This is a genomic window from Sulfitobacter sp. PM12, assembly GCF_045586035.1.
Classification (GTDB): Bacteria; Pseudomonadota; Alphaproteobacteria; order Rhodobacterales; family Rhodobacteraceae; genus Sulfitobacter; species Sulfitobacter pontiacus.
Window position 1 is genome coordinate 2,867,075 of the sequence record NZ_CP151529.1, and the last position, 25,978, is coordinate 2,893,052.

Annotated in this window: 28 protein-coding genes and 1 tRNA gene; 9 read left to right on the forward strand and 20 right to left on the reverse strand. The window is 56.5% G+C overall.

Features of this window, described 5'->3' with window-relative positions; translation table 11 throughout:
- Window positions 1-227 precede the first annotated feature (227 nt).
- From rplL to AADW22_RS14145, 9 genes are all read right to left on the reverse strand, one after another.
- Window positions 228-599 carry a 50S ribosomal protein L7/L12 gene (gene rplL, locus AADW22_RS14105; protein ID WP_005849872.1) on the reverse strand — a complete coding sequence of 124 codons (372 nt, stop codon included), beginning with the start codon at window positions 597-599 and terminating at the stop codon, window positions 228-230.
- Window positions 600-674: 75 nt separating this feature from the next.
- Complete coding sequence (rplJ, locus tag AADW22_RS14110; RefSeq protein ID WP_037941629.1) at window positions 675-1,190, reverse strand: 50S ribosomal protein L10; 516 nt, start codon at window positions 1,188-1,190, stop codon at window positions 675-677.
- A gap of 398 nt (window positions 1,191-1,588) precedes the next feature.
- The gene (gene rplA, locus AADW22_RS14115) at window positions 1,589-2,287 is read right to left on the reverse strand and encodes a 50S ribosomal protein L1 (RefSeq protein ID WP_005849875.1); all 699 of its coding nucleotides are present in this window, start codon (window positions 2,285-2,287) and stop codon (window positions 1,589-1,591) included.
- A 1-nt stretch (window position 2,288) separates the two neighbouring features.
- Window positions 2,289-2,714 carry a 50S ribosomal protein L11 gene (gene rplK / locus AADW22_RS14120; protein ID WP_005849876.1) on the reverse strand — a complete coding sequence of 142 codons (426 nt, stop codon included), beginning with the start codon at window positions 2,712-2,714 and terminating at the stop codon, window positions 2,289-2,291.
- A 159-nt stretch (window positions 2,715-2,873) separates the two neighbouring features.
- Window positions 2,874-3,407, reverse strand: a complete 534-nt coding sequence (gene nusG / locus AADW22_RS14125; RefSeq protein WP_005849878.1) for a transcription termination/antitermination protein NusG — start codon at window positions 3,405-3,407, stop codon at window positions 2,874-2,876.
- A 205-nt stretch (window positions 3,408-3,612) separates the two neighbouring features.
- On the reverse strand, window positions 3,613-3,810 hold the full coding sequence (gene secE, locus AADW22_RS14130) for a preprotein translocase subunit SecE (RefSeq protein WP_005849880.1): 198 nt from the start codon (window positions 3,808-3,810) through the stop codon (window positions 3,613-3,615).
- Window positions 3,811-3,940: 130 nt separating this feature from the next.
- Window positions 3,941-4,016, reverse strand: a tRNA-Trp gene (locus AADW22_RS14135).
- A 161-nt stretch (window positions 4,017-4,177) separates the two neighbouring features.
- Window positions 4,178-5,353, reverse strand: coding sequence for an elongation factor Tu (gene tuf, locus AADW22_RS14140; protein ID WP_005849852.1), 1,176 nt, complete (start codon window positions 5,351-5,353; stop codon window positions 4,178-4,180).
- 132 nt (window positions 5,354-5,485) lie between these two features.
- Complete coding sequence (locus AADW22_RS14145) at window positions 5,486-6,085, reverse strand: hypothetical protein (RefSeq protein ID WP_407473934.1); 600 nt, start codon at window positions 6,083-6,085, stop codon at window positions 5,486-5,488.
- A 127-nt stretch (window positions 6,086-6,212) separates the two neighbouring features.
- Here AADW22_RS14145 and AADW22_RS14150 point away from each other — a divergent pair, with 127 nt between their 5' ends.
- Window positions 6,213-7,562 carry a cytochrome P450 gene (locus AADW22_RS14150; protein WP_407473935.1) on the forward strand — a complete coding sequence of 450 codons (1,350 nt, stop codon included), beginning with the start codon at window positions 6,213-6,215 and terminating at the stop codon, window positions 7,560-7,562.
- Here the strand turns inward: AADW22_RS14150 and AADW22_RS14155 are convergent.
- The 3 genes from AADW22_RS14155 to AADW22_RS14165 are packed head-to-tail and all read right to left on the reverse strand — an operon-like array spanning window position 7,559 to window position 12,293.
- The gene (locus tag AADW22_RS14155; protein ID WP_306285145.1) at window positions 7,559-8,653 is read right to left on the reverse strand and encodes a M48 family metallopeptidase; all 1,095 of its coding nucleotides are present in this window, start codon (window positions 8,651-8,653) and stop codon (window positions 7,559-7,561) included. The two genes, AADW22_RS14150 and AADW22_RS14155, sit on opposite strands and share 4 nt — an antisense overlap.
- On the reverse strand, window positions 8,650-9,909 hold the full coding sequence (locus AADW22_RS14160) for a DUF898 family protein (protein ID WP_407473936.1): 1,260 nt from the start codon (window positions 9,907-9,909) through the stop codon (window positions 8,650-8,652). Before AADW22_RS14160 ends, AADW22_RS14155 begins: the two co-directional genes overlap by 4 nt.
- A gap of 56 nt (window positions 9,910-9,965) precedes the next feature.
- On the reverse strand, window positions 9,966-12,293 hold the full coding sequence (locus AADW22_RS14165; protein WP_407473937.1) for a DNA topoisomerase IV subunit A: 2,328 nt from the start codon (window positions 12,291-12,293) through the stop codon (window positions 9,966-9,968).
- 201 nt (window positions 12,294-12,494) lie between these two features.
- Between AADW22_RS14165 and AADW22_RS14170 the strand changes: the two genes are divergently transcribed.
- The 6 genes from AADW22_RS14170 (at window position 12,495) to AADW22_RS14195 (ending at window position 16,674) form a co-directional block, all read left to right on the forward strand.
- A complete protein-coding gene (locus AADW22_RS14170; protein WP_037941317.1) occupies window positions 12,495-13,148 on the forward strand; it encodes an SH3 domain-containing protein in 654 nt (217 codons plus the stop codon).
- Window positions 13,149-13,178: 30 nt separating this feature from the next.
- A complete protein-coding gene (locus tag AADW22_RS14175) occupies window positions 13,179-14,006 on the forward strand; it encodes an SDR family oxidoreductase (protein ID WP_407473938.1) in 828 nt (275 codons plus the stop codon).
- 58 nt (window positions 14,007-14,064) lie between these two features.
- On the forward strand, window positions 14,065-14,271 hold the full coding sequence (locus tag AADW22_RS14180; RefSeq protein ID WP_037953908.1) for a twin transmembrane helix small protein: 207 nt from the start codon (window positions 14,065-14,067) through the stop codon (window positions 14,269-14,271).
- Complete coding sequence (locus AADW22_RS14185) at window positions 14,271-14,843, forward strand: cob(I)yrinic acid a,c-diamide adenosyltransferase (RefSeq protein WP_407473939.1); 573 nt, start codon at window positions 14,271-14,273, stop codon at window positions 14,841-14,843. Before AADW22_RS14180 ends, AADW22_RS14185 begins: the two co-directional genes overlap by 1 nt.
- A gap of 146 nt (window positions 14,844-14,989) precedes the next feature.
- Window positions 14,990-15,748 (forward strand): electron transfer flavoprotein subunit beta/FixA family protein, encoded by a 759-nt coding sequence (locus AADW22_RS14190; protein ID WP_005849900.1) that lies wholly within the window; start codon window positions 14,990-14,992, stop codon window positions 15,746-15,748.
- Window positions 15,748-16,674 carry an electron transfer flavoprotein subunit alpha/FixB family protein gene (locus AADW22_RS14195; protein WP_005849902.1) on the forward strand — a complete coding sequence of 309 codons (927 nt, stop codon included), beginning with the start codon at window positions 15,748-15,750 and terminating at the stop codon, window positions 16,672-16,674. Before AADW22_RS14190 ends, AADW22_RS14195 begins: the two co-directional genes overlap by 1 nt.
- 50 nt (window positions 16,675-16,724) lie before the next feature.
- Here AADW22_RS14195 and AADW22_RS14200 read toward each other — a convergent pair whose 3' ends face one another.
- Entirely contained in the window at window positions 16,725-17,549 is an 825-nt protein-coding gene (locus AADW22_RS14200; protein ID WP_407473940.1) for a DUF6473 family protein, read from the reverse strand.
- Window positions 17,550-17,707: 158 nt separating this feature from the next.
- Here AADW22_RS14200 and AADW22_RS14205 point away from each other — a divergent pair, with 158 nt between their 5' ends.
- The gene (locus tag AADW22_RS14205) at window positions 17,708-18,583 is read left to right on the forward strand and encodes a 3-hydroxybutyryl-CoA dehydrogenase (protein ID WP_288961021.1); all 876 of its coding nucleotides are present in this window, start codon (window positions 17,708-17,710) and stop codon (window positions 18,581-18,583) included.
- A 65-nt stretch (window positions 18,584-18,648) separates the two neighbouring features.
- Here AADW22_RS14205 and AADW22_RS14210 read toward each other — a convergent pair whose 3' ends face one another.
- The 7 genes from AADW22_RS14210 to AADW22_RS14240 are packed head-to-tail and all read right to left on the reverse strand — an operon-like array spanning window position 18,649 to window position 24,013.
- Window positions 18,649-19,539: a lysophospholipid acyltransferase family protein gene (locus AADW22_RS14210; protein WP_005849907.1), complete on the reverse strand. Its 891-nt coding sequence runs from the start codon at window positions 19,537-19,539 to the stop codon at window positions 18,649-18,651.
- A 55-nt stretch (window positions 19,540-19,594) separates the two neighbouring features.
- Window positions 19,595-19,864 carry an HPr family phosphocarrier protein gene (locus AADW22_RS14215; protein WP_005849908.1) on the reverse strand — a complete coding sequence of 90 codons (270 nt, stop codon included), beginning with the start codon at window positions 19,862-19,864 and terminating at the stop codon, window positions 19,595-19,597.
- A 15-nt stretch (window positions 19,865-19,879) separates the two neighbouring features.
- Window positions 19,880-20,272, reverse strand: a complete 393-nt coding sequence (locus tag AADW22_RS14220) for a PTS sugar transporter subunit IIA (RefSeq protein WP_005849910.1) — start codon at window positions 20,270-20,272, stop codon at window positions 19,880-19,882.
- On the reverse strand, window positions 20,269-21,162 hold the full coding sequence (gene rapZ, locus AADW22_RS14225) for an RNase adapter RapZ (protein ID WP_289079796.1): 894 nt from the start codon (window positions 21,160-21,162) through the stop codon (window positions 20,269-20,271). Before rapZ ends, AADW22_RS14220 begins: the two co-directional genes overlap by 4 nt.
- A complete protein-coding gene (locus tag AADW22_RS14230; protein WP_304950888.1) occupies window positions 21,155-21,583 on the reverse strand; it encodes an HPr kinase/phosphorylase in 429 nt (142 codons plus the stop codon). Before AADW22_RS14230 ends, rapZ begins: the two co-directional genes overlap by 8 nt.
- A 7-nt stretch (window positions 21,584-21,590) precedes the next feature.
- The gene (locus AADW22_RS14235) at window positions 21,591-23,270 is read right to left on the reverse strand and encodes a sensor N-terminal transmembrane domain-containing protein (RefSeq protein WP_407473941.1); all 1,680 of its coding nucleotides are present in this window, start codon (window positions 23,268-23,270) and stop codon (window positions 21,591-21,593) included.
- Window positions 23,271-23,311: 41 nt separating this feature from the next.
- Window positions 23,312-24,013: a response regulator transcription factor gene (locus AADW22_RS14240; protein WP_005849917.1), complete on the reverse strand. Its 702-nt coding sequence runs from the start codon at window positions 24,011-24,013 to the stop codon at window positions 23,312-23,314.
- Between the two features lie 364 nt (window positions 24,014-24,377).
- On the opposite strand from AADW22_RS14240, the gene AADW22_RS14245 reads away from it, so the two are divergent.
- Entirely contained in the window at window positions 24,378-25,976 is a 1,599-nt protein-coding gene (locus AADW22_RS14245) for a phosphoenolpyruvate carboxykinase (RefSeq protein ID WP_005849919.1), read from the forward strand.
- The last annotated feature ends 2 nt before the right edge of the window (window positions 25,977-25,978 follow it).

The window sequence follows — 25,978 nt, forward strand, 5'->3', positions numbered from 1 at the left end:
CGCCCATAAGAGCGGTAAATCCTGATCAATTCTTGAGGCACGTCCCACCGTACCTCTTCCGACCACTAGGACCTATCCAGAGAAGTATTTCGCGCGAAATACTTTTCAAAACAGATCAGGCTGGACAGGGAATTCCCCGTCCAGCCTTAATTTTTATGGGCTTGCCCAAAGCTTTACAAACTTCGGTCTGCTTTCATCAAGCAAAAACAGCACCCAGATCTAATGGCTTAGGCCAGTTCGATCTCTGCGCCAGCTGCTTCCAGCTTGGCTTTGATGTCTTCGGCTTCGGCTTTGTCGATGCCTTCTTTGATCTTGCCGCCAGCTTCAACCAGATCTTTGGCTTCTTTCAGGCCCAGACCGGTGATGCCGCGAACTTCTTTGATCACGTTGATTTTGGATGCGCCGGCGTTCTTCAGAACGACGTCGAATTCAGTTTTCTCTTCAGCAGCCGCGCCTGCATCGGCAGGGCCAGCCATCATCACTGCGCCGCCAGCTGCGGGCTCGATGCCATACTCGTCTTTGAGGATGGTTTTCAGTTCTTGTGCTTCCAGCAGTGTCAGACCAACGATGTCTTCTGCCAGTTTTTTCAGATCAGCCATGTTTAGCTCTTTCCGTTAACGATATGTGTGTTCCAACGCGAGTGTTCAACCCTGCGCCAGCTTGACGATATTGCTTTACGCAGCCGCCTTGTCCTCGATGGTGGACAAGATGGAAGCGATGTTGCTTGCAGGTGCGCCAATGGCCCCGGCGATGTTGGAAGCAGGTGCGCCCAGCATACCCGCGATGGTGGAGATAAGCTCCTCCCGCGAAGGCATCTTGGACACGGCTTCAACACCGGCGACATCCAGTGCGTTCTCACCCATTGCGCCGCCGAGAATGACAAACTTTTGATTCTCTTTAGCGAATTCCTGAGCGACCTTGGCAGCTGCCACGGGGTCTTCGGAATAGGTCAGAACGGTCATACCCGTCAGGAGATCTGCAATGCTTTCGCACGGCTTTCCGTCTAGGGCAATTTTGGCGAGCCTGTTTTTGGCAACACGCACGGCCCCGCCCGCAGCGCGAGCGCGCGCACGAAGGTCCTGCATATCAGCAACTGTCAGGCCGACGTAGTGGCTTACCACAACGACGCCAGAGCTTTCGAAGATTTGGCCGAGCTCTTCGACCAACTGTTCTTTCTGGGCTCTATCCACAGTTTCACTCCAAATCTGGGGGTTACCCCCCGGCTCAATTAAGTCCGCTTACGCGAACAGTCTTGGTCCATTTTACGGGAATAAGCCAAAATAGCCCCACGCTTACGCGAACGGTAATTCTTGCATCTCCCATCTCAGAAAGGAATTAAGGCTTGCGCCACCCTTCGTCTCGGACAGAAGACTCACCATGCGATGCATAGTGAATCGAGGGCTTCTTAGGGAATGCAGCGCGGAATGCCAAGGGGAAACTCGACTTTCTTGCGCCGAGTTTAGGCTAATCTGTTTCAAACGCCGTCAGACCGGGTTTATCCGGCCGGTTTGCGCATAAAAAATCCCCGCATCGGATGACCAATGCGGGGATCTGATAGCAGGCGCAGGACTGCGCCTATCGCTGGACCTTACTCGGTTACAGCGTTGTCGACTTCTACAGTCACACCTGGGCCCATTGTGGAGCTCAGCGCGATCTTTTTCATGTAGGCACCCTTGGAACCGGTAGGCTTGGCTTTGGACACAGCGCCAACGAAGGCACGTACGTTTTCAACCAGCTTGGCTTCGTCAAAGGACAGTTTGCCGATGCCAGCATGCACAACGCCGCCTTTTTCAGCTTTGAACTGAACCTGACCGCCTTTAGCAGCTTCAACAGCTTCTTTGATGTCCATTGTAACTGTGCCGACTTTTGGGTTTGGCATCAGGTTACGTGGGCCGAGAACCTTACCAAGACGACCAACGATGGGCATCATGTCAGGTGTCGCGATGCAGCGATCAAAGTCGATCTTGCCCCCTTGGACAGCTTCCATCAGGTCTTCGGCACCAACGATGTCGGCACCTGCTGCTTGTGCTTCGTCAGCCTTGGGGCCACGGGCGAATACAGCAACGCGAACGGATTTGCCGGTGCCGTTTGGCAGGCCGACAACACCGCGAACCATTTGGTCGGCGTGACGGGGGTCAACACCGAGGTTCATCGCGATTTCGATGGTTTCGTCAAATTTCGCGGTTGCGTTGGCTTTGATCAGGGCGACTGCTTCTTCAACGGTCAGATCTTCTTTGCCTACGAATGCTTCGCGTGCGGCGCGGGTGCGTTTTCCGAGTTTTGCCATCTTACTTAACCTCGATGCCCATAGAGCGGGCAGAGCCCAGAATGATTTTCATCGCGGATTCAACATCCACAGCGCTCAGGTCGGCCATTTTGGCTTCTGCGATTTCGCGCAGTTGCTTGGTGGTCACGGTGCCGACGGTCTCGCGGCTTGGTGTTTTCGCGCCGGAGTTAACCTTGGCAGCTTTCTTCAGGTAGTAGGACGCAGGAGGCGTCTTGATGTCCATGGTGAAGGACTTGTCCTGATAGTAGCTGATCACGGTCGGGCAAGGGGCACCTGGCTCCATGTCCGCTGTCTTGGCGTTGAACGCCTTGCAGAATTCCATGATGTTGATCCCGCGCTGACCCAATGCGGGGCCGACGGGTGGGGATGGGTTCGCTTGACCCGCTTTAACTTGCAACTTCATCGTACCGACGAGTTTCTTGGCCATTGGCCTTCTCCTTTTAATGTCGGTGAACTTTCGTTCACCCTATACAACCACATCGCGATGTGGCCGCTTGCTAGCGTGGTGCGGTTGGGCGGCGCGCCGCTGTCCCCTCCCACAAACGAACGGTGTTGCCACCGTATGGCGGGTCGCCCCGCCAATCGCTCAGACCTGCTTGTTGACCTGAGTGAATTCCAATTCGACCGGTGTTTCCCGGCCAAAGATCGACACCGACACCTTGAGGCGCTGGTTCTCGTCGTCGACCTCTTCGATCATACCGTCGAAGTCTTCGAACGGGCCGTCCGCCACTTTGACCTTCTCACCCACTTCGAAGTGGATCAGCGTGCGTGGTGCTTCTTCGCCCTCTTGGACGCGGCCCAGGATCGCGGTGACCTCGGCGTCACGCATCGGCATCGGACGGCCCTGCGGGCCTAGGAAACCGGTGACGCGGTTGATCGAGTTGATCAGGTGATACCCGCGATCGGACATCTCCATATGAACCAGCACATAGCCGGGCATAAAGCGACGCTCTGTCGTGACTTTCTTGCCGCGCCGGACCTCGATCACCTCTTCGGTGGGGACCAGCACTTCGTCGATTTGGTCCTCAAGCTCTTGCTCGGCGACCGTGGTGCGGATTTGCTCGGCAATCTTCTTTTCGAAGTTCGACAAAACACTGACCGAATACCATCTTTTCGCCATCTGAACTTGGTCCCTGTCTTGTGATGCAGCAACGGCCACATCTAATTCTCGTAAAAACCAGCCTGTCGCAGCATGCCGGCGATGAACAAAAAATCGGCGCGCAACACGAATCGCCGCACGCCCCTCTTGATCAGGTCTGCGGGATAGCCCGCAATCGCACATGTTTCAAGAGGGCCACGGCGTTTTAAGGTGCCGCGCCCCTGGATCAGCCGAAGGCGGCCAGGATGTACTGCAACCCGCCACGGATGAGGATATCGACAATCGCAAAGAACACCGCTGTCAACGCGGCAAGGATGAACACCATAACCGTGGTGAGCATGACCTCGCGACGGGTGGGCCAGACGACCTTGGATACTTCGGAACGCACTTGCTGGATGAACTGAAGCGGGTTGACTGTGGCCATGTCGGTTTTCCTGTATACGAACGATTGTGGGGATGTATCTGTCAAAAGCGCTGAATTCAAGGCTTCATATCAAGCTCGCCTACTGGCGAAGCTGGTACACCAAAGTGCGCGTTCTCACATGTGTTGAGACTGGCAGGGGCTGAGGGACTCGAACCCACGACCCTCGGTTTTGGAGACCGATGCTCTACCAACTGAGCTAAACCCCTATGCCGAGTGGTGAGGTAGTCGATATTCGCTGGGGGATCAAGGGCAGATAGACGCATTGCGCAGGAATAATGTCGCCCGCCTCCAAGCCACGAAAAAGGCCGCCCCGATTGGGAGCGGCCTTCGTCTTGTCGCCGGTGCGCGGGATGACCCGCGGGTTGGCTTACTCGGTGATTTTGGAAACCACGCCCGCGCCAACGGTACGACCGCCTTCGCGGATCGCGAAGCGCAGACCGTCTTCCATCGCGATGGGGGCGATCAGTTCCACGTCGAACTGCAGGTTGTCGCCAGGCATAACCATTTCAGTGCCTTCTGGCAGCTGAACGGTACCGGTGACGTCTGTGGTCCGGAAGTAGAACTGTGGACGGTAGTTCGCGAAGAACGGCGTGTGACGGCCACCCTCTTCTTTGGTGAGGATATAGGCTTCGGCTGTGAACTTGGTGTGCGGCTTAACCGAACCTGGCTTACACAGAACCTGACCACGCTCAACACCTTCACGGTCGATACCGCGCAGCAGGGCACCGATGTTGTCGCCAGCTTCCCCACGGTCCAGCAGTTTGCGGAACATTTCAACGCCGGTACATGTGGTTTTCTTGGTGTCGCGGATGCCAACGATTTCGATTTCGTCGCCAACGTTGATCACGCCACGCTCAACACGGCCGGTCACAACGGTACCACGACCGGAGATCGAGAAGACGTCTTCCACAGGCATCAGGAACGGCTGGTCAACAGCGCGCTCTGGTGTCGGGATGTAGTTGTCGACTTCTTCCATCAGCTTGCGGATGGAGTTTTCGCCGATGTTCTCGTCACGGCCTTCCATCGCCGCCAGAGCGGAGCCTGGGATCACAGGGATGTCGTCGCCTGGGTAGTCGTAGGAAGACAGCAGTTCGCGGATTTCCATTTCAACCAGTTCCAGCAGCTCTTCATCGTCCACCTGGTCTACTTTGTTCATGTAGACAACCATGGCGGGGATGCCGACCTGACGGCCCAGCAGGATGTGCTCGCGGGTCTGTGGCATGGGGCCATCAGCAGCGTTCACAACCAGGATCGCGCCGTCCATCTGCGCCGCACCGGTGATCATGTTTTTCACATAGTCAGCGTGGCCTGGGCAGTCGACGTGGGCGTAGTGACGGCCTTCGGTCTCATACTCAACGTGTGCGGTCGAGATGGTGATGCCGCGTGCTTTTTCTTCGGGCGCGCCGTCAATCTGGTCATAGGCGCGGAAGTCGCCGAAGTATTTGGTGATCGCCGCGGTCAACGTGGTTTTGCCGTGGTCAACGTGACCAATGGTACCGATGTTAACGTGTGGTTTATTACGTTCAAACTTTGCCTTAGCCATGGAGCAGCCCTTTATATTAATGAGGGCCTGAACCCAGACCCAAACCTATCTGGCGGGCGATGTATTGGGTCTGGCGCATAAAATCAAGCACCTGTTCGCCTCACACCGCCGCAGAATTCATGTAAATGCGCACTAGTTCGCTGTTACCGCCGGCGCAGAGGGGATTTCTGCGCGCTCGATGACCGCGTCCGCCGGGCGTTCGAACCAGCCTTCGGCCTTATTTTGCTTGACCAAATAGGTCTCGATCGACTTTGCCGCATTCTGGCTGAGGTTCTTAAGCTGTTCTTCAGCAGTCTTGGTGTAGCCAGACCCGACGATAGGCCCCTGATCAAGGGATTCGAAAACGGTGATCTGGTGCGGTTCGTCCGTAAGCTTCTTACCCGCGGCGTCGTCCCAAACGGTAAGGTTCAGGATCATGATCGACTTGGGCGCAAGCACAAGCGGAATACCCGGAGGGGCAAGAACATAGCCTTCGACACTGACGCCAAAGTGGTAATTGCGCGCGCCATCATAGCGGTCAAAACGTTCGGCAATGGCGTCTTTGACAGCCGTCGTCAGCACCTCTTCACTGACTTCGCGGCTGATCGGCAGTTTCTGTACCTTCGGCGCGACAACGATGTTGTGGTATAGATTAAAGTCACCCAAAGGCACCGCCGGTTTGTCGAGGTCGGATGCCCCGTTACACGCAGAAAGGACCACGATACTGATCAAAGCTGATAAAATTCGAACCATTTCATGCCTCCTCGGCGCATTTATGCCCTTTGCGATACCCTAAGGCTGAATAGGGTGCAACGTTTGCTAAAGTGGCACGCACCGGGAGGCGTGCTAACCTATATCCGTCTGATGAAGGATAATTGCCATGGATCGCCCCCTGCCCGCCCGCGTGGCCTTGGTTAACCAACCCCTAGGCCTGCTTCGCAGCCTTGCGATGGCGCGCCGTAATGTGCTTAGCATTATTCCTGAAATAGCTGTCAAACAGCCGATGGTCTCGGGCAAAATGGGCAAGCGTTGGCACATGGTTATGGACCCGACTGCCATCCGCGAGATGCTGTTGGATCGGGTTGACGACTACCCCAAATCCTTGGTGACAAAAAACCTTTTGCGCCCCGCGATCGGAGACTCCCTTTTCATTGCAGAGGGTGCGCATTGGCGCTGGCAACGCCGCGCGGTGGCACCGGCCTTTTCGCACCGCAATATGCTGAACCTGTCGCCCATCATGACCGCAGCAGCGCAAAGGTCGGCCGACCGGATCGCCGCCGCTGGCCCGCGGGCCATCAATATGCTGGACGAGATGGTCACGTCGACATTCGACGTCATCTCGGATGTCACATTCTCGGGCGGCGATGGATTTGACCGCGACGCCGTGCACCGCGCCATTGACGACTATATTGCAGAAGCCGGGAAACTGAGCCTTTTCGATATTCTTGGCTTGCCAGACTGGCTTCCGCGCCCAGGACGGGCGATGTCGGGCCGTGCCCTGAAAGACATGAAACGCATTGCCGACGGCGCGATAGATGCGCGGGCCGAACGGGGGCCCAGCGATACGCCGGACCTCCTGGATCTTCTCCTTGATGGCACCGACCCCAAGACCAAGCGTCAGATGAATACGGCCGAGCTACGGGACAATCTGTTAACCTTCATCGTCGCAGGGCATGAGACGACGGCCCTTACCCTGTCTTGGGCGCTCTATCTGATGGGCTTTGATCAGGCCGTGCAGCAGAAAGCCCGCGCCGAGGCGCAAACCGTGCTGCAGGGGCGCGCGGCGACGGGTGCAGACGTCGAAAACCTACCATACATCCGCCAAATTATCGACGAAACCCTGCGCCTGTACCCGCCGGCGGGGGTGATTTCACGCACCGCGCAGAGAAACGACACCTTATGCGGCAGGGAAGTTCGGCCCGGCGATACTGTCATGGTGCCGATTTACGCGCTTGGCCGCCATCAGCAGCTTTGGGATCAGCCCGACGTTTTCGATCCCGACCGTTTCAAAGATCGCAAAGCGATCGACCGATACGCCTACCTGCCCTTTGGCGATGGCCCGCGTATCTGCATCGGCGCGTCCTTTGCGCAGCAAGAAGCGGTGATCATCCTTGCGACCTTGCTTTCGCGGTTTCGTTTCACACCGGTCGCCGGGAAAAGCCCTGAACCGGTTATGATCCTGACCCTTCGCCCCGAAGGCGGAGTATGGTTAACCGCAACGCCTGCCTAGTCGCAAATCCGCCGCAAGTCGCCCCAGGCGTCCGCGTCGACAATAGCTGAGTATTCAGACTGCGCGCGCGCCGCATCTTGCGCTGCGGCGATGCGGTCATCGAATGATGGATGGCTCAGGAAATGGGCCATCAACGGGTTCGCTTCGCCTTGGGTCTGGCGCATGCGCTCGAACATGGCCCCCATCGCTTTCGGAGACACGCCCGCAGTCGCCAGAAGTTTATGCCCGAACGCGTCTGCCTCTGTTTCAGCCTGCTGGGTATAGTTCGCGCTGATCAAACGCTCTGCCAGAAACAACACCACGGCACCGCCTGCGAAGTCACCGAACAAAAGCCCCAACACGCCAATCGATCCGGCGGACCGCAACGCATGGCGTGTGGGGTCACGACTGACAACGTGACCAATTTCATGCGCCAACACAGCGGCGACCTCATCCGGGGACTGGGCTTGTTGGATCAGTCCGTCGAACAGCACGACAATCCCGCCGGGCAGCGCAAAAGCGTTAACCATCGGGTGGTCCAGCACCAGGACATTCAAATCCTGCACTGCCCCCTCGCCCGCGTTAAGCGCGGTGATCATGCTGGTGAGCGCCGCTTCGCCCGCCGAGCCGTCGCAAATGGCGAGGGGCTGCATGCCGCTTTCGTCCAAGGCCCTGCGGATTTGACCCAATGTCGCCTCACCCAAGGCGGCCTCTCCTGCTGGTGGGATGAAATTCGCCAAACGGTCCGCCAAAAAAGGCACCAGCGCTGTAATCTGAAGCACAACGGCCGCGACAGCTGCGATTGCCCAAGCGAACAACCTGCGTCGCCCTCGGGCCGGCGCAGGGCGGCGAGCGGCAGGAAGATGTCGTAGCAGCGTCTTATCCGCAACGATAAGCCGCGCCACCGGATCTGTAACTGAGCGCAGGGTATAGTCTTTCCCACGCGACTGATCGGACACCAACCGAATATCGCCAAGCCGCCAGAAAATAATATCTTCGCTATCCAGTCCAATCTGCAGATTATCGTTCGCAATATGCAGGCTGACATCTTCGGCAACCGGACGATCACCATCAAAGTATGCCGCCCCCATGCCGTTAAATCCGACGCTCATATCGCGGCTCCCAGGTCCAACGCCTCTGCAAACCCTTCGGCTTCGGCGAAGTCATCCCGCCCCGATTGGCTGATGCTTTGCAAACCGTCATACCGCGGAAGCGCACAGGTTTTGGCCATGTGACGCATTAACGGAAAGGTGACGAATGTGTTGTAGCAAACGTTCCACATCAAAAAGACCGAGAGGTAAAAGCCCGCCAACACCACGATCGCCAAAGCCCGCGGGATCGGAAGCGTTTCAATGTCGATCCCCAAATCAAACCCCATAAAGGCGCTTGGTCCAATCACGACAAATGCCCCTAACACTAGCAAAATCACCCCCAGAACGAGGACCGAATATGCGATAAAGCTGCCGAAAACGTAGATAAACGCGATACGCGGTGCGCTTAGCCTCGACGTTATGGCGATACCATTCGCTGACTTGTGGTTTGCCATTAGCCTTTTCGAAACAAATCGATAGTGCACTGCACCGTAGACCATGCCTAGCAGGCTCACGGGGAAAAGGAGCAACCACCAAGCGCCTTGCATAGAAAATGGTGCGCCTTGCCCGTCAGCCAGCGTTTCGAGCATCTTCGAGGCAAAGCCAGATGTGTCGAAAGTCTGGGACGCGGCAGATATGTACGCGTGGGCCACGCTACCAAGAAGCAGCAAGGTGAACAAAGCAAACGGAATCGCGGCACGATAGAGCATGCCCCAACGCCCCCCTTGATGCAGCTGTGCCGATCCGAAATAGGTGCGGTCCGTCGTGTATTTCTCAAGGTGGAAAGTCATACGTGGCCAAAGCAGCCCTAGCGAGAAAATGGTGACCAACCAATGCAGCATAGCGCGCCAGACATACCCCCATGCGCCTTTATCAAGGCCAAACCGCACCCCGCGCCATCGCGTCCGTCCCAAGACGTACCGTCGCGCACGATATCGGGCATAGAACCACAAAGGAACAACCCCGAATCCCGCTGCGAAGTACCCTAAGGTCGCGCTCGAAAACACCGAGAAGCTGACGAACATCAGAATCAGATTAATGATTCCGATGTAGAAGGTGAGGATCACAACGGCGATGAAGAAGCCCAATAGCTTTTCAATCGGATCGCCGACGTATTCCATCGGATGCCCGCCCGGCCGGATTGCGGACCAATACCATCGCCGCAAACGGGTCTTCATCCAGAACCGGTAGAACCCAAGCGTCATAATCGTGAGAAAACCGGTTTTGAACGCCAACCAAAAGAGCGCGCCGCGCCCCCCGACGAATTGAACCGACATCGCGGGTGCCGAACCACTGGGGTATGACAGCTCGGCGTCACTCACGTCGTTTGCGATCAACCGAAGCGGTTGTCACGCGGGAACCCACGCGGTGCCATGCGCCCCGCTGTCGCGCGCTTGCCAGTCCATTCGGTCAGGTCTGCTTCGGTGCGGGTCCGTCCTGCCGGATCCTGCCAGCTTAGCCCGTTCTCGCGGCTAAACGTGATCGCATCAGACATGCCCCCGTCTTTGTATTTTTGCAGCCGCACACCTTTGCCGCGCCCCATTTCGGGAAGTTCGTCCAAGCCGAACACCAAGACTTTGCGATTTTCGCCTACAACGGCAACGGCATTCGCATCACCGGTTACCGGCGCGCAAATCATTGCTTTCGCGTCGCCGCGCACGTTCAGCACCTGTTTACCGCTGCGTGTCTGCGCCAGAACATCATCCTCCGGCACGATAAATCCATCCCCGGCCGAGGAAGCCACCAAGAGCTTGCGCCCCGCCTTGTGGATCAAAATATCGACAATTTGAACTTCGTTGGGCAGATCCACCATCAACCGCAAGGGCTCTCCCATGCCGCGCCCGCCGGGCAAGGTCGATGCAGACACCGTGTAAAAGCGCCCGTTCGACCCGAAAACCAGCAGCCTGTCTGTTGTCTCTGCATGGAAAATAAAGCGGGGTCCGTCCCCATCCTTGAACTTCAACTCGCGGTTCAGATCGATATGTCCCGTCATCGCACGGATCCAGCCCATCTGCGAACAGACAACTGTAATCGGTTCGCGGTCGATCATCGCCTCCAGCGGGACTTCCTCGATCACGCCGGCTTCGGAAAAGCTCGTTCTACGACGACCGATGTTCTTACCGTCCAGCGACCAGTCCTTGCCGAACTGCTTTTTCGTCTCGCGCAGCTGGTCGATGATCGTATCCCATTGGGTACCTTCATTTTCCAGCAGATCTTCGAGGCCCGAGCGCTCCTCCATCAAGGCGGATTGCTCGCGCAGCAATTCGATTTCTTCCAACCGGCGCAACGACCGCAGGCGCATGTTCAAAATCGCGTCCGCTTGGACTTCGGATAGCGAGTTCTCAGCGGAGGGCGCTGGCGGTACATAGCTCGCCTCGTCCATCGCGCGCACGTGATCCTTACCCCAATCCTCGGCCATCAACGCCGATTTCGGGTCCTCGTCATAGCGAATGATATCAATCACGCGATCGAGGTTAAGAAACGCGACGATAAAACCTTCCAAGACCTCTAGGCGGTGGTCGATCTTCTCCATCCGGTGGGTCGAGCGCCGCTGAAGCACCTCGCGCCGATGATCAAGAAATGCGCGCAGCACTTCCTTCATCGAACATACTTTAGGTGTCACCCCGTCAATCAAGACGTTCATGTTCAACGAAAATCGCACCTCAAGATCAGAGCTGCGATACAGCATCCCCATCAGGACCTCGGGATCAACGTTCTTGGAACGCGGCTCGATGATCAGGCGAATATCGTCGGCCGATTCGTCGCGTACATCGCCCAGAATCGGAATTTTCTTGGTCTGAATAAGCTCTGCGATCTTTTCGATCAGCTTGGATTTCTGCACCTGATAGGGAATTTCAGTGATGACAATTTGCCAAGCACCGCGCCCCAGATCCTCTGTTTCCCACCGACAGCGCAGACGGAAACCGCCCTTACCCGTACGATAGGCATTCGCAATGTTTTCAGGGGGTTCAACGATAATACCGCCGGTCGGAAAATCGGGTCCGGGAACGTATTTAAGCAAGGTATCGTCGCGGGCATCGGGCGTTTTGATCAGGTGGATACAGGCGTCCACCAGTTCCGAGATATTATGCGGCGGGATGTTGGTGGCCATGCCAACAGCGATACCCGACGACCCGTTTGCCAGAAGGTTCGGGAACTGCGCGGGCAGAACCGCAGGCTCGGTCAGTGTGCCGTCGTAATTCTCTCTAAAATCGACAGCATTTTCATTCAGACCTTCCAGCATGGCCTCGGCCACGGCGGTCATGCGCGCTTCGGTATATCGGCTCGCAGCGGGGTTATCCCCGTCGATGTTGCCAAAGTTCCCCTGCCCGTCAACCAACGGATAACGCACGTTAAAATCTTGCGCGAGACGCGCCATCGCATCGTAAATCGCAGCGTCGCCGTGCGGGTGATAGTTCCCCATCACGTCGCCGGAAATTTTCGCCGACTTCCGGAATCCCCCGGTGCTGTTAAGCCTCAGTTCACGCATCGCGAATAGAATCCGACGGTGAACGGGCTTTAACCCGTCGCGCGCATCGGGCAGCGCGCGGTGCATAATAGTAGACAGCGCATAGGTCAGATACCGGTCGCCCAATGCACGGCGCAAAGGCTCTGACGAATTGCGAGAATCTGGATCGGCGGGGGTGGTTACATCTGACATCTTCATTGTTTAGCCAAGGCCGCGAGACGCGGCAAGCGACTGTTTGGTGCGCAGCGCCCCAGCACGGCGTGCGGTGTCTCTGTCATGCAACTTTGCAAACATATTGGAACGATTAGGCAGCATTTTATGTTATACTTGATAATACAGCCTTGGGGAGACCTGCTGCGGGTCTAGGCTGTCTGCTATTTCGAGGAATGTGTGATGAAGCGGTTTATTTTGTTAACCTTCGGGTTTCTTGGTTGGGCATTCTACGAGATGAGCGGCGGGGCCGATTTTCAACCCGCGAGCGCTCGGATGGCTGCGAATGCAGACCAAATGCCAGCACAAGAGAATGAAATCACCGCCGAAACCTCAAACGAACCAGTCGAGACAGCAAAGGTCATCCCGGCGGTCGCGACGGCTCCGGTTGATACGACCCCGCCAGGTTTTGAAAGCACCGCGCAAGCTGATGATGCCGAACGCGTTTCTGTCACCCTCACCACCGCATTGAATACCGCGGACACCGGTGCTGCGACTGACGTATCGTATGTGCCTGTCGCCCAGAATATCGCGGCGAACGGGGCGGACACGCCCGCAATTATTCCCAGCCTGATCGTTCCGAACGACAGCGGTGCCGCGATCGTAGAAGCCCGTGCTGAAACGAACCTGAGCAGCGAAGCGGATATTCGTTCTGTATCCGGCAACCGTGTGAATGTCCGTGGTGGCCCGGGCACCGAGTTTCAGGTCGTGACCAAGCTAGGTCGCGGCGATTCGGTCGAGATCATTCAGGATAACGGCGATGGATGGGTAAAGATGCGCCCCGTGGACGGCGGGCCAGAGGGCTGGATGGCCGATTTCCTGTTGTCGAACGGGTAAACTACTCAACAACTCCCGAGACAACAGTTAATGCAACAACGTACAATTTTAATTACCGGCTGCTCCTCCGGGATCGGCTACGCGGCTGCGCATACGCTGCGCGAACGCGGCTGGAAAGTTTTCGCTTCGTGCCGCCAAACACGCGATTGCGAGAGGCTAGCCGCCGAAGGATTTGATGCGCCCCAGCTCGACTATACGGATGCCAGTAGCATCGCCGCTGCGCTGGATCATGTAATTGAGCAAACCGGTGGCACGCTCGATGCCCTTTATAATAACGGTGCCCATGCGACACCCGGTGCCGTCGAAGACCTCCCCACAGATGCGCTGCGCGAGATATTCGAAAGCAATTTCTTCGGCTGGCACGAGCTTACGCGCAAGATCATCCCTGTGATGCGGGCACAGGGTCACGGGCGCATTATTCAATGTTCGTCCGTCTTGGGTCTTGTCACGATGCCGTGGCGTGGCGCTTACAATTCTACGAAATTCGCGCTGGAAGGCTTAACAGACACGCTTCGTATTGAGCTGCGCGACACCCCCATCCACGTGACCCTGATCGAGCCCGGGCCCATTACATCCAACATCCGCGCGAACTCTATCCCGCACTTCGAGCGTTGGATCGATTGGAAAAGCTCTGCCCGAAAGGCGCAATACGAAAGCGCGTTGTTAGACAGGCTATACACTGCGAGAGGACCCGACAGGTTCGAGCTTCCACCTCAAGCAGTCGTTGACAAGCTTATCCATGCGCTGGAGGCCGACCGCCCACGGCCGCGATATTATGTCACGACGCCGACGCGCATCTCGGGCATTTTAAAGCGTATTTTACCAACACGTGCCCTAGACTGGGTGCTCTCTCGATAAATTCGGGTTGCGCTACTGCATGACCCCGCTACATCTTTCAGCAACACAAAGGATGCTTATGTTCGCTGATCCGTTATATATCCTGACCGTCGTTGCCGTGATTGCGGTGGTTATCGTATTGATTTTTGGGCTTGGGGGCTTCGCTGGTGGCGGAGAATTCAATAAGCGCAATTCAAATAAACTTATGCGCATGCGCATCATCGCACAGTTCATCGCTGTCGTTCTCATCGTCATATATGTGTACCTGCGAAAGGACGCTGGCTGATGGTTGTTCTTAATAAAATCTACACCCGCACCGGCGACAAAGGCGAAACCGCGTTGGGGAACGGGGACCGTGTGGCCAAACACGACCTCCGGGTCGAGGCATATGGCACATCCGACGAATTGAACTGTTTTGTTGGTGTCGCGCGGCTTGAGGCGAAAGGCGAAACCGACGCCGCACTGTCGCGTATCCAGAACGACCTGTTCGACCTGGGCGCTGACCTGTGCCGCCCCGATATGGAAGCGGATGCAGATGCCGAATACCCGCCTCTGCGCCTCGCGGCGGAGCAGGTCGACAGGCTTGAACGTGAAATTGACGTGATGAACGCTGATCTGTCCCCGCTGAGAAGCTTTATTCTACCCGGCGGCACCGCACTTGCCGCGCATTTGCACGTGTGCCGGACAGTTGCCCGCCGCGCCGAACGGCTTGCGGTGCATTTGGCTGGCAGAGATTCTATTAATCCGGCCGCCGTCAAATATCTGAACCGGCTAAGCGATTGGTTTTTCGTCGCGGCGAGGGCTTCAAATAACGGCGGTAAGGACGATGTATTATGGGTGCCCGGAGCTAATCGCTAAGGCCATCAGTCAGAAACGCCGCGTCGAAAGACAATAAATTACTATTTTTGACTGTTTTGCATTCGATTGCTTCGTTACACCGACGAAGAGTTCACATGATCGGGGCCGAACCGGCCCGGATCGTCAACTGAGGAGAGAGAACGCTCATGAAGGTACTGGTACCTGTAAAGCGCGTGATCGACTACAACGTGAAAGTACGCGTCAAAGCGGACGGCACGGGTGTTGATCTTGCCAACGTAAAGATGTCGATGAACCCGTTTGACGAGATTTCCGTCGAACAAGCGATCCGTATGAAAGAGGCCGGCCAGGTAGAAGAAGTTGTGGTCGTCTCTATCGGCGTAAAACAGGCGCAGGAAACACTGCGCACAGCGCTGGCAATGGGCGCCGACCGCGCGATTCTGATCGTGGCGGCCGACGATGTGCACAACGATATCGAGCCTTTGACCGTTGCCAAAATTCTGAAAGGCGTCGTCGAAGAAGAGAAGCCCGATCTTGTTCTTTGCGGTAAGCAGGCGATCGACAACGACATGAACGCCACTGGTCAGATGCTGTCCGCTCTGCTGGGGTGGTCGCAAGCGACCTTCGCCTCCAAAGTCGACATCGATGGCGACAGCGCTGTTGTTACACGTGAAGTCGACGGTGGTTTGCAGACTATTAAGGTTTCCATGCCTACAGTCGTGACTGTGGATCTGCGCCTGAACGAACCACGCTATGCGTCGCTACCCAACATCATGAAGGCAAAGAAAAAGCCTTTGGATGAAAAGACACCTGCCGATTATGGCGTCGAGGTTTCCAACCGTTTGGAAATCATCAAGACGGCTGAGCCAGCAGAACGTGCTGCGGGCATCAAGGTCGAGTCGGTCGATGAACTGGTTGCGAAACTTAAAGAAGCGGGGGCTGTGTAATGGCTGTTCTACTCCTTGCAGAAGTAACTGATGGCGAACTGGCGCTTGACGCGACATCCAAAGCCGTTGCTGCGGCCAAGATGCTCGGCGATGTTACTGTTCTCTGCGCTGGTGGTTCCGCCGCTGCGGCGGGCGAAGCGGCGGCGAAAATCAACGGTGTTTCCAAAGTTCTGGTCGCCGAGGATGAGACCCTTGGCCACCGCCTCGCGGAATCCACGGCGGCGTTGATCGTATCGCTCGCCGGTGATTACGATCACATCACCGCGCCAGCGACCACAGACGCCAAAAACGTGATGCCACGTGTTGCTGCGTTGCTTGACGTCATGTTGCTGTCCGATGTGTCCGGTGTTGTCGATGCCGACACGTTCGAACGTCCCATCTATGCGGGCAACGCGATCCAGACGGTCAAATCCTCGGATGCGAAAAAGGTTATCACCTTCCGCACCACGACGTTTGACGCCGCGGGCGACGGTGGCTCTGCCTCTGTAGAGACGGTATCCGCTGCGGCCGATCCCGGCCTGTCTTCCTGGGTTGAAGACCACGTTGCAGAAAGCGATCGCCCCGAGCTGACATCGGCTGGCGTGGTTGTTTCCGGCGGCCGTGGCGTTGGCTCCGAAGAAGACTTCGCCTTGATCGAAAAGCTGGCTGACAAGCTGGGTGCCGCTGTTGGCGCTTCGCGCGCTGCCGTTGATTCGGGCTATGCTCCGAACGACTGGCAAGTTGGCCAGACCGGTAAGGTTGTCGCGCCCGAGCTTTATGTGGCGGTTGGTATCTCCGGTGCGATCCAGCACTTGGCCGGCATGAAAGACAGCAAAATCATCGTCGCCATCAACAAAGACGAAGAAGCGCCGATCTTCCAGGTCGCCGACTATGGTCTGGTGGCAGATCTGTTCGAAGCCGTTCCCGAGCTGATCGAGAAACTGTAAGCCTTTAAGGCTTTCATGGATAAGGCCCGCAATCACCTGCGGGCCTTTTTCTATTTCAGGTGTTCAATCGTTTGCGTGACCGCCTTCGCAATCTCTTGATGTGCCCGAACGCCGGGGAGCTGTAACGCCCGCTCTTTTTCTATTGCGGGGAACACCATCCCCGCCGTCCCCTCGGACATGGCCGCGAGCGACGGTGTCGCATATACCACCCCGGCCGCCAGTCGAGTCACCTGAGAAACCATAGCTTTGGTCACGAACAGAGGCCCCGCACGAGCCTGCGCGCCCATGTCCCGCGTGGGCTTTTCGGGACCAAGGTGAAGCAGCACGCATGGCCCCGTCATCCGGCCAAGCAGCAGGGTCATCCGTGCGATCCAGGCCTGCTGAAGCTCACGCACCACCATCGCGAACCGAGTGGGCGAGACTTGCTTGAGCGCTTCCAATAGGTGGCGTGTGAAATGAAACTCCGCAAAATCAACCTCGGGGTAGATGGAGCAAAGCAGTTTCGACGGTGCGGTAAATCTGTCGTTTCGACGAGGGTGTACTGAATAGTAACGATTCGACATGTTGTGTGCTCCCAACACTTGCACCACGGTCACATGCGCCCCGGCGGCGATTTTCATGACTTCGGCATCATGTAGAAACACATCCAGACCCGCATTTTGTAACCCGAAATTGATGCAAGGCACCCCGCTAGACAGTTCTACCAACGCGGGGAACGGAGTTTCGACGTAGCGGCCAAACGTCTGGGTGCCGCCAACAAAAACCACATAGGGCGCGGAAGTTCTCCGAAGAGGTCCGCGAAACAGTAGTTTCGACCTGCCATAGCGGCACAACGCGTAGTCCAACCGCCGCCTGCCATCATCCGTAGCGCCCATACCGTTCACCCTGTTCCACTGCTTTACGGACGCAGAATCGCCCTAAGTATTTTCGATTTCCTTAATGTTCGGATTTGAGAAAAGCAGTCGTGAATTCCGACCCTTGCGGCTGCTACCCCGCCCGCTTTATGCTGCGGCGAAACAAAAGGGGACAGCGCATGGATATCCAGACAATCGGCATCGTTGGCGCAGGCCAAATGGGCAACGGCATCGCCCATGTTATGGCTTTGGCGGGCTACGACGTGCTGTTGAACGATGTAAGCGCTGAAGCACTGCAAAAAGCGGTTGATACCATTACCGGCAACCTCGACCGTCAGGTTGGCCGCGGTAAGGTAACCGAAGCAGACCGTGACGCGACGCTCAAAAGAATCGTGACAACCCAAACACTTGCAGAATTGGGACAAAGTGATCTCGTGATCGAGGCGGCGACCGAACGCGAGACCGTCAAGCAAGCGATTTTCGAAGACCTGATCCCCCACCTCAAACCGACCACAATCCTGACGTCGAACACGTCGTCGATTTCGATTACAAGGCTCGCCAGCCGAACCGATCGCCCTGAAAAATTTATGGGGTTCCACTTCATGAACCCGGTGCCCGTGATGCAGCTGGTGGAGCTGATCCGCGGGATTGCGACGGATAAGGAAACTTTTGAGGCCTGCCGCGGCGTCGTTGATAAACTGGGCAAAACTGCGGCCTCTGCCGAAGACTTCCCAGCCTTTATCGTAAATCGTATCTTGATGCCGATGATCAACGAGGCTGTCTATACACTCTATGAAGGTGTGGGCTCTGTCGAATCTATCGATAGTTCACTCAAGCTGGGGGCCAACCACCCGATGGGGCCGCTGGAGCTTGCAGATTTCATCGGTCTAGACACCTGCCTGGCGATTATGAACGTGTTGCATGACGGGCTGGCCGATACGAAATATCGTCCCTGCCCGCTTCTGACAAAATACGTCGAAGCGGGCTGGCTGGGGCGTAAATCTCAGCGGGGTTTCTATGACTACCGCGGCGATGTGCCTGTTGCCACGCGATAAATTTGCAGCAAACAGCGGGGGCCAGCCCCCGCGCCCCCGGGATTTATTCCATTTGGAAGATAGCGTTAGTCTTTAAGCGCAAGTGTATGCGCCCGTAGCCACGCCATGAAACCGCGCGGGTCGTCCGCATGAGCGGCCATCTGCTCTGGCGAAAGCGGCGCGCCTACGATCGGGCCCTGCGGCTTGTCGCAGGCGTGCACAATCTCGTGGAGCAGAAGCCCCTGCCGCAAGATGGGCGAGATTTTATTCGCAATTTGATAGGCTCTGCTATTTTGCCCTGGAAAGCGCATTGGCACCACTTGCGCGCCCGAGCGCCGGATCATTTTCGCGGTGAAAACGTTCCATTCCGCCTCGATAGCAGGGCCGAACATGGTATCCGAAGCCGCTACGACCCCTGATGGGAACAGCGCGACAACACCGCCATCCTTCAGATGCGCCATCGCTTTGGCGCGCATTTCGACACCTTTGCGCTGCGCATCAGGGTCATGGGGAAACGGCACGGGGATCATATAGCTGCCCGCGACCTCATCGATAGAGGTCAACAAGGAGCGCGTCAGGATTCGATAATCAGGGCGTACCCGTCCGATCAGATCGGCGAAAATCATGCCATCGACCATCCCGTGCGGGTGGTTCGCAACAACGACCACCGGACCCGTTTTCGGAATGCGATCCAGCTGTTCCTGCGGGGTCGTCAGGTCGATACCCATCGTATCAAGTGCCGCGCGCCAAAAGCCCTGCCCTGTGGGCGCGCCCTGTTTCTCGAACTGTCGGATCAGGCGCAGAACCTTGAGCTTGCCGGTGAAAAGTTCGATAGCGCTGATGATCCCCGATTTGACAGGATGATCAAACGTGGATGCATAGGACAGGCTGCGGCGGTCATACTTCGTGAAGGTCACCGGTTCGCCGCTGCCATCGTTCAGCAGGGGCGCAGGGCCGGTTGGCGCATTCTCCGTCATGTGGTTAACCCTTTACGCATCACAGTGACCACCGGCCGCATTGCAAACACCGCCGTTACTGGCCTTCGCCGAACTTGTCAGCCACCAAGGCTGTTAACGCATCGGCCAATGCGTCCTGATCCGGGCCGGAGGTCTGTACATCAATCGTACACCCTTTGGACGCCGCCAGCATCAGCAGCCCCATAATGCTGTCACCAGAGGCGGACATCCCGTCCTTGCTGACTTCGGCGCGCGCATCAAAAGCCTCGACGACCTCAACCAGCTTGGCGGAGGCGCGGGCATGCAGGCCTTTTTCGTTTACGATTTTCAATGAAACTTGGGTCATACAATAGGGGCCTTGCTATTCCGCACTAACATTCTGGCTATCAATATATTTTCTGCCGGCCGCCAGGGCGGCGCGCACCGCCTCGGGCACTTCAAGATCACGTGACTTTGCCAGCTTGATCAACATAGGAAGGTTTGCGCCGTAAAGGATCCGACGGTTTTCAGGACGGCATGCAAGCAAACTGAGGTTCGACGGGGACCCACCGAAAAGGTCCGTTACGACGACAACACCATTGCCCGTATCCACGGCATCGGCAGCCTCGCAGATTTCGCGCTGCTTTTCGGTACGATCATGGTCTGCATGGATCGCAATAGCGCGCACGCCATTTTGCGACCCAACAACATGTTCGATCGCAGCCAAATATTCTTTGGCCAATCCGCCGTGTGCAACAATCACAATACCAATCAACGCGATGTCTCTTCCCGTTTACTACGATCCAGTTCGCGGTGTCTGATGGACACCTGCCAGCCGTCGTTCGAAAGTTTGAACGCCAGATGTTCGGCCAAAGTTACGGAACGGTGTTGCCCCCCTGTGCAGCCAAACGCAAGAGAGATATGCGATTTACCTTCAGTCTTGCAGGCTGGCAGGATCAATTGACACAGAGAGTTTACCTGTGCGGCAAAGCTTTCGAACAGCGGGTCGGCATGCACGTAATCGGCGACTTCTTTTTGTGTGCCGTTCATACCACGCAGGGAGGGTTCCCAATAGGGATTGCGCAAAAACCGGCAGTCAAACACCATATCCGCACTGCGGGGCAAGCCGCGCTTATATGAGAAAGACTGCACGGATACGCTGAGGTGATGCTCCCCATCAAGCGCGAACCAGCGCTCCACTTCCGCACGCAACTGGTGCACATTCAGCTCGGAGGTGTCGATCAGGACATCCGCCAGCGCCAGCACCGGTTCAAGCAGCTCTTTCTCGCGCACGATCCCCTCGACAGGCGTAGCGGTGGCCGCCATGGGATGGCGCCGGCGTGTTTCGGAGAAGCGCCGAAGCAGGACGTTGGTCGCACAATCCAAATATAGCAATTCAATATCTACATCGGGACGGGACCGCATGTCCGACATCAGTTCGATCACGCGATCGGTCGAAAAATCGCGGTTCCGCAAATCGACACCAAGAGCCATAGGACGCAGTTGATCCGGCGCTTCGAGCAAAGCGCGCAGCATCCGCATGGGAATATTGTCGATCGCTTCAAAGCCTGCGTCCTCCAACACATTGAGCGTCGAAGATCGCCCTGCCCCCGCGGGGCCGGTCACCAGCACCATACGCCGGTTGGGTGTTACATCATCAGTCATCTGCTGTGTATTTCATCATCTTTGCCATCAAGTAAACAGAGGCAGCAAAATGAGGCCCGTCGCATCGTTTCAGGCATCGGATTTGGATGCCCATCACGTTTTGGTATGTGATTTCGGGAAGGCGGTCGGGCTCATCTTGGTCAAGGTCTACGATAAGAAAGATCGGTATCGCACTGCGATGTTTCAAGGTCAGCAAGCCGACGCCTCGCGCCTCGATCAACCCTTTGATCGCGACGGGTGGGTGTGCGATAACTTGGGCATCCTGAACGATCAAATCCGTGCGGTCATCGGCAACCAGCTCGGCTCCCATCGCAATCATCTGCAACGCCAGCGCGGACTTGCCTTGACCCGAGCCCCCCCTGATCATCACGCCACGCCCATCAATCGCGACGGTGGTGGCGTGGATCGTGCTTTTGGTCATGGCCGGTTCAGGTGGGCAGGCCGACCACAAAGCGCGCGCCAAGGGGATCAGAGGAGATATCGGCGTCCGTGGGCCGGATATTTTCTGCCCAGATCACGCCGCCATGCGCTTCGACAATCTGCTTCGAGATCGCCAGCCCGAGGCCGGAGTTATTGCCAAAATGCTCTTCCGGGCGCTGCGAATAAAAACGCTTAAAGATTTTCGACAGAGCTTGCTCTGGAATGCCGGGTCCCGTGTCTTCGACGACCACAAGAACGCGATTTTCACGTTTACGTGCCCAGACCCGAATGGCATCGCCGTCTTCGCAGAACGAGACGGCATTGCTGATCAGATTCACAAAAACCTGTGCCAGGCGTGCTTCCAACCCGTGCACGATGATCGGCTGTTCGGGCAGATCGGTGATAAAATCGATGCCACGTTTGCGCGCATCTTCGCCAAGATACTGACCCAGATTGCTGATCATCATCAGCAGATCAAACGGCTCTTCCTCTTCCTTGACCAATTCGCTGTCCAGACGGGACGCATTCGAAATATCACTCACCAAACGATCCAACCGGCGAACGTCATGATCGATGACATCCAGCAGTTTTTCGCGCTGGTCCTCACGCTTGATCAGACGCAGCGTGCCTACCGCAGAACGGAGCGACGCAAGCGGGTTCTTGATCTCATGCGCGACATCGGCGGCAAACTGTTCGTTTCCGTCAATGCGGTTGTATAATGCGGAAACCATCCCGCGCAGCGCCCCCGACAAGCGCCCTATTTCATCAGGACGCGCCGTCAAATCAGGGATCCGAATGCGGCCCGGGTTCATCTTACGCGCATCTTTATCACGCCCAAGCTCTGCCGCGGCAGCAAGATCGGACAACGGATTTGCGATGGTCGAGGCCAGCACGAGGCTCAACCCGATCGAAACCAGCGTCGCAATCACGAACATCTGGAGCACCCTCTCCCGTTCGCCGCGAACCAGTTTGTCAATTTCACCCGCAGCCGAGGTGACGGCGACAACCCCGACGGGCAATCCGTTCTGCACGATCGGCGTAGCAACGGAGAAAAGCGTGCCGCCAGTGCTGACAAGATCGTTCCGCACCTTGGTCCCACCTACCAATGCCCCCGAGACCAACGGCTGCAACTGTTCCGCCAACGGAGCAGGATCTGCCGTGGCGTCGCTTTCGAAGGGTCGGGAGAGCAGCCCCCAAAGCCAGCTCAACCCATCGGAAATCAGCGCCGTGTCATCTTCGGCACCGACGTTATTTCGCGCGGCAGCACCCGCGTTCTGCGCAACAAGGCTTTCGGTAGAATCGAATACAAACACCTCGATCCCGCTGCGCAAATCAAGCCGGCCAAGGCTTGCATCTACATCCATCGCGTCGCTCAGGCTGTCAAGCGCACCCGCCGTTGCCAACTGCGCCTCAAAAACGTCAGCGATCAGTTCAGCTTCCGAAACCAGTGACGCACCACGCTGCACGGCCAGGCTATCGCGAGAAGAGTTAAGATAAAGAATACCGGCGGCCAAAACATTCAACGCAATCAAGTTAAATGTGATGATCTTGCGCGTCAGCGGCGACGCACGCAGAGAGAAGAGCCCCCGCCGCGCGCGTTTGCTGCGCAATTCATCTGTCGCGGTTTTGTCCGGAGCGACCCAATCGTCGCCCAATACAACATCACCGTCCCGATAAGGTGTGGTCATGTCTCGCACAAAATTCCTTTCGACAATGGCCATGGCTCAGGTCACTCTTCGTTGTATCTGTAGCCGATGCCATAGAGTGTTTCGATCGCGGAAAACTCGTCATCCGCAGTCCGCATTTTTTTGCGCAACCGTTTGATATGACTATCGATTGTACGGTCGTCGACGTACACTTGATCATCATATGCCACGTCCATCAACTGGTCACGCGACTTCACAAAGCCGGGGCGCTGTGCAAGCGCTTGCAGCAGCAGGAATTCTGTCACCGTCAGGGATACGTCCTTACCCTTCCAGCTGACTGCATGGCGCAACGGATCCATGCGCAAATCACCACGTTCGATCACTTTGGTTTCTTCGGTGTCGCCGACCTCATTGGTTTCCACCGCATCCTGCCGGCGCAACAGCGCACGGATACGTTCAACCAAAAGCCGCTGACTAAAGGGTTTTTTCACGTAGTCATCAGCCCCCATCCGCAGGCCGAGCACTTCATCAATCTCGTCATCTTTGGATGTCAGAAAGATCACGGGCATCGCGGTTTTCTGGCGAAGCCTTTGCAGCAAATCCATGCCATCCATGCGAGGCATCTTGATGTCCAACACCGCCATGTCGGGCAGCTTTTTGTTGAACGCATCCAACGCGGCTTGCCCGTCATTATATGTCTCGACTTCGAAACCTTCGGCTTCCAACGTCATTGAAACCGACGTCAGGATATTCCTGTCGTCATCCACCAATGCAATTTTAGACATTGCCTGTTCCTTTTATATGCTGCTCAACTGCCATAATATTTTTTCTTTCATTGATCATCAATTTACGCGGCCGAATCAATCGGAAACTGCGAATCGCTCCTCATCTTGGCCATAATCACGCCACAATTTGCTAATGAATGGCTAAATTGCCGCACATACAGGGTGCAGACGCCACGTTACCCCATAGCAGTTTACGTTCAATTAACGACAGTTTCCGCAAACAGTTACATGGTGGCGCTAACTGCGACTAACCTACCTGTTCATACTGTAAATCAACGTGCTAAGAGGCGGACACGACCCCTTGGGTCGAGCCATTTGTGCAAGAATTGGCACCTTTTCTCGGTGCAGCTACAGGAGACATCACATGACGTTAGGCCGCGTAAATCCGCAATTCCGCCTCGAAGACCAAGGCATAAGCGGGCTTGGTGATGTCTATTACAACATGATCGAACCCGCGCTGGTCGAAGCCGCGCTGAAACGGGAAGAGGGCACGTTAGGCAAGGGCGGCGCGTTTCTTGTGACGACGGGCAAATTCACCGGACGCTCCCCCAAGGATAAACATGTCGTAAAAACCGACAGCGTTGCCGATAAAATCTGGTGGGAAAACAACGCCGAGATGTCGCCTGAAGGCTTTGATGCGCTTCACAAGGACATGTTGGCGCATATGCAGGGGCGTGATTACTTCGTCCAGGATCTGGTCGGTGGGGCCGATCCGAAACACGCGATCAACGTGCGTATGGTGACCGAGTTGGCTTGGCACGGTCTGTTCATTCGCCACATGCTGCGCCGCCCCGAGCGCGACGCGCTGGATGATTTCATCGCGGACTTCACCGTGATCAACTGCCCGAGCTTTTCGGCTGATCCAGCCAAACACGATTGCCGCTCGGAAACCGTCATTGCGATGAACTTCGACAAGAAGATGATCTTGATCGGCGGCACAGAATACGCAGGTGAGAACAAGAAATCTGTATTCACCCTGTTGAACTACCTGTTGCCGGAAAAAGGGATCATGCCGATGCACTGCTCGGCCAACCATGCTACCGGCAATCCCGTTGATACCGCTGTATTCTTCGGTCTGTCAGGCACAGGAAAGACCACGCTATCCGCCGATCCGGGCCGGACGTTGATTGGTGACGATGAACACGGCTGGTCGGATAACGGGACATTCAATTTCGAAGGTGGCTGCTACGCCAAGACGATCAACCTCAGCCGAGAGGCAGAGCCCGAGATTTATGCCACGACCGAAAAATTCGGCACCGTGATCGAGAACATGATCTTTGATGAAGATACCAAAGAGCTTGATTTCGACGATGACAGCCTCACCGCCAACATGCGTTGCGCCTACCCGCTTCACTACATTTCTAACGCCTCGGCAAAAGCGACGGGTGGGCACCCCAAGAATATCATCATGCTAACCTGTGATGCCTTCGGTGTTCTTCCCCCTATCGCGCGTTTGACCCCGGCGCAGGCCATGTACCACTTCCTGTCTGGCTTCACCTCCAAGGTTGCCGGTACCGAACGTGGCGTGACTGAACCCGAGCCTACATTCTCGACCTGCTTTGGTGCGCCCTTCATGCCGCGTCGCCCCGAAGTCTACGGGAACCTTCTCCGCGAGAAGATCGCGGCGCATGGCGCAACCTGCTGGCTGGTAAACACCGGCTGGACTGGGGGCGCTTATGGCACAGGCAGCCGCATGCCGATCAAAGCAACGCGCGCGTTGCTGACCGCAGCATTGGAAGGGTCGCTCGCCGGGGTAGAGTACCGCAAAGATCCAAACTTCGGCTTTGACGTTCCCGTGGCGGTTACGGGTGTTGCTGACATCCTGCTGGATCCACGCCGGACATGGGACAACCCTGAATCCTACGATCGTCAGGCTGACAAGCTGGTCAAGATGTTTGCAGAAAACTTCGAACAATACCTCCCTTATATTGATGACGACGTGAAAGCGGCCGCCATCGGCTAAAG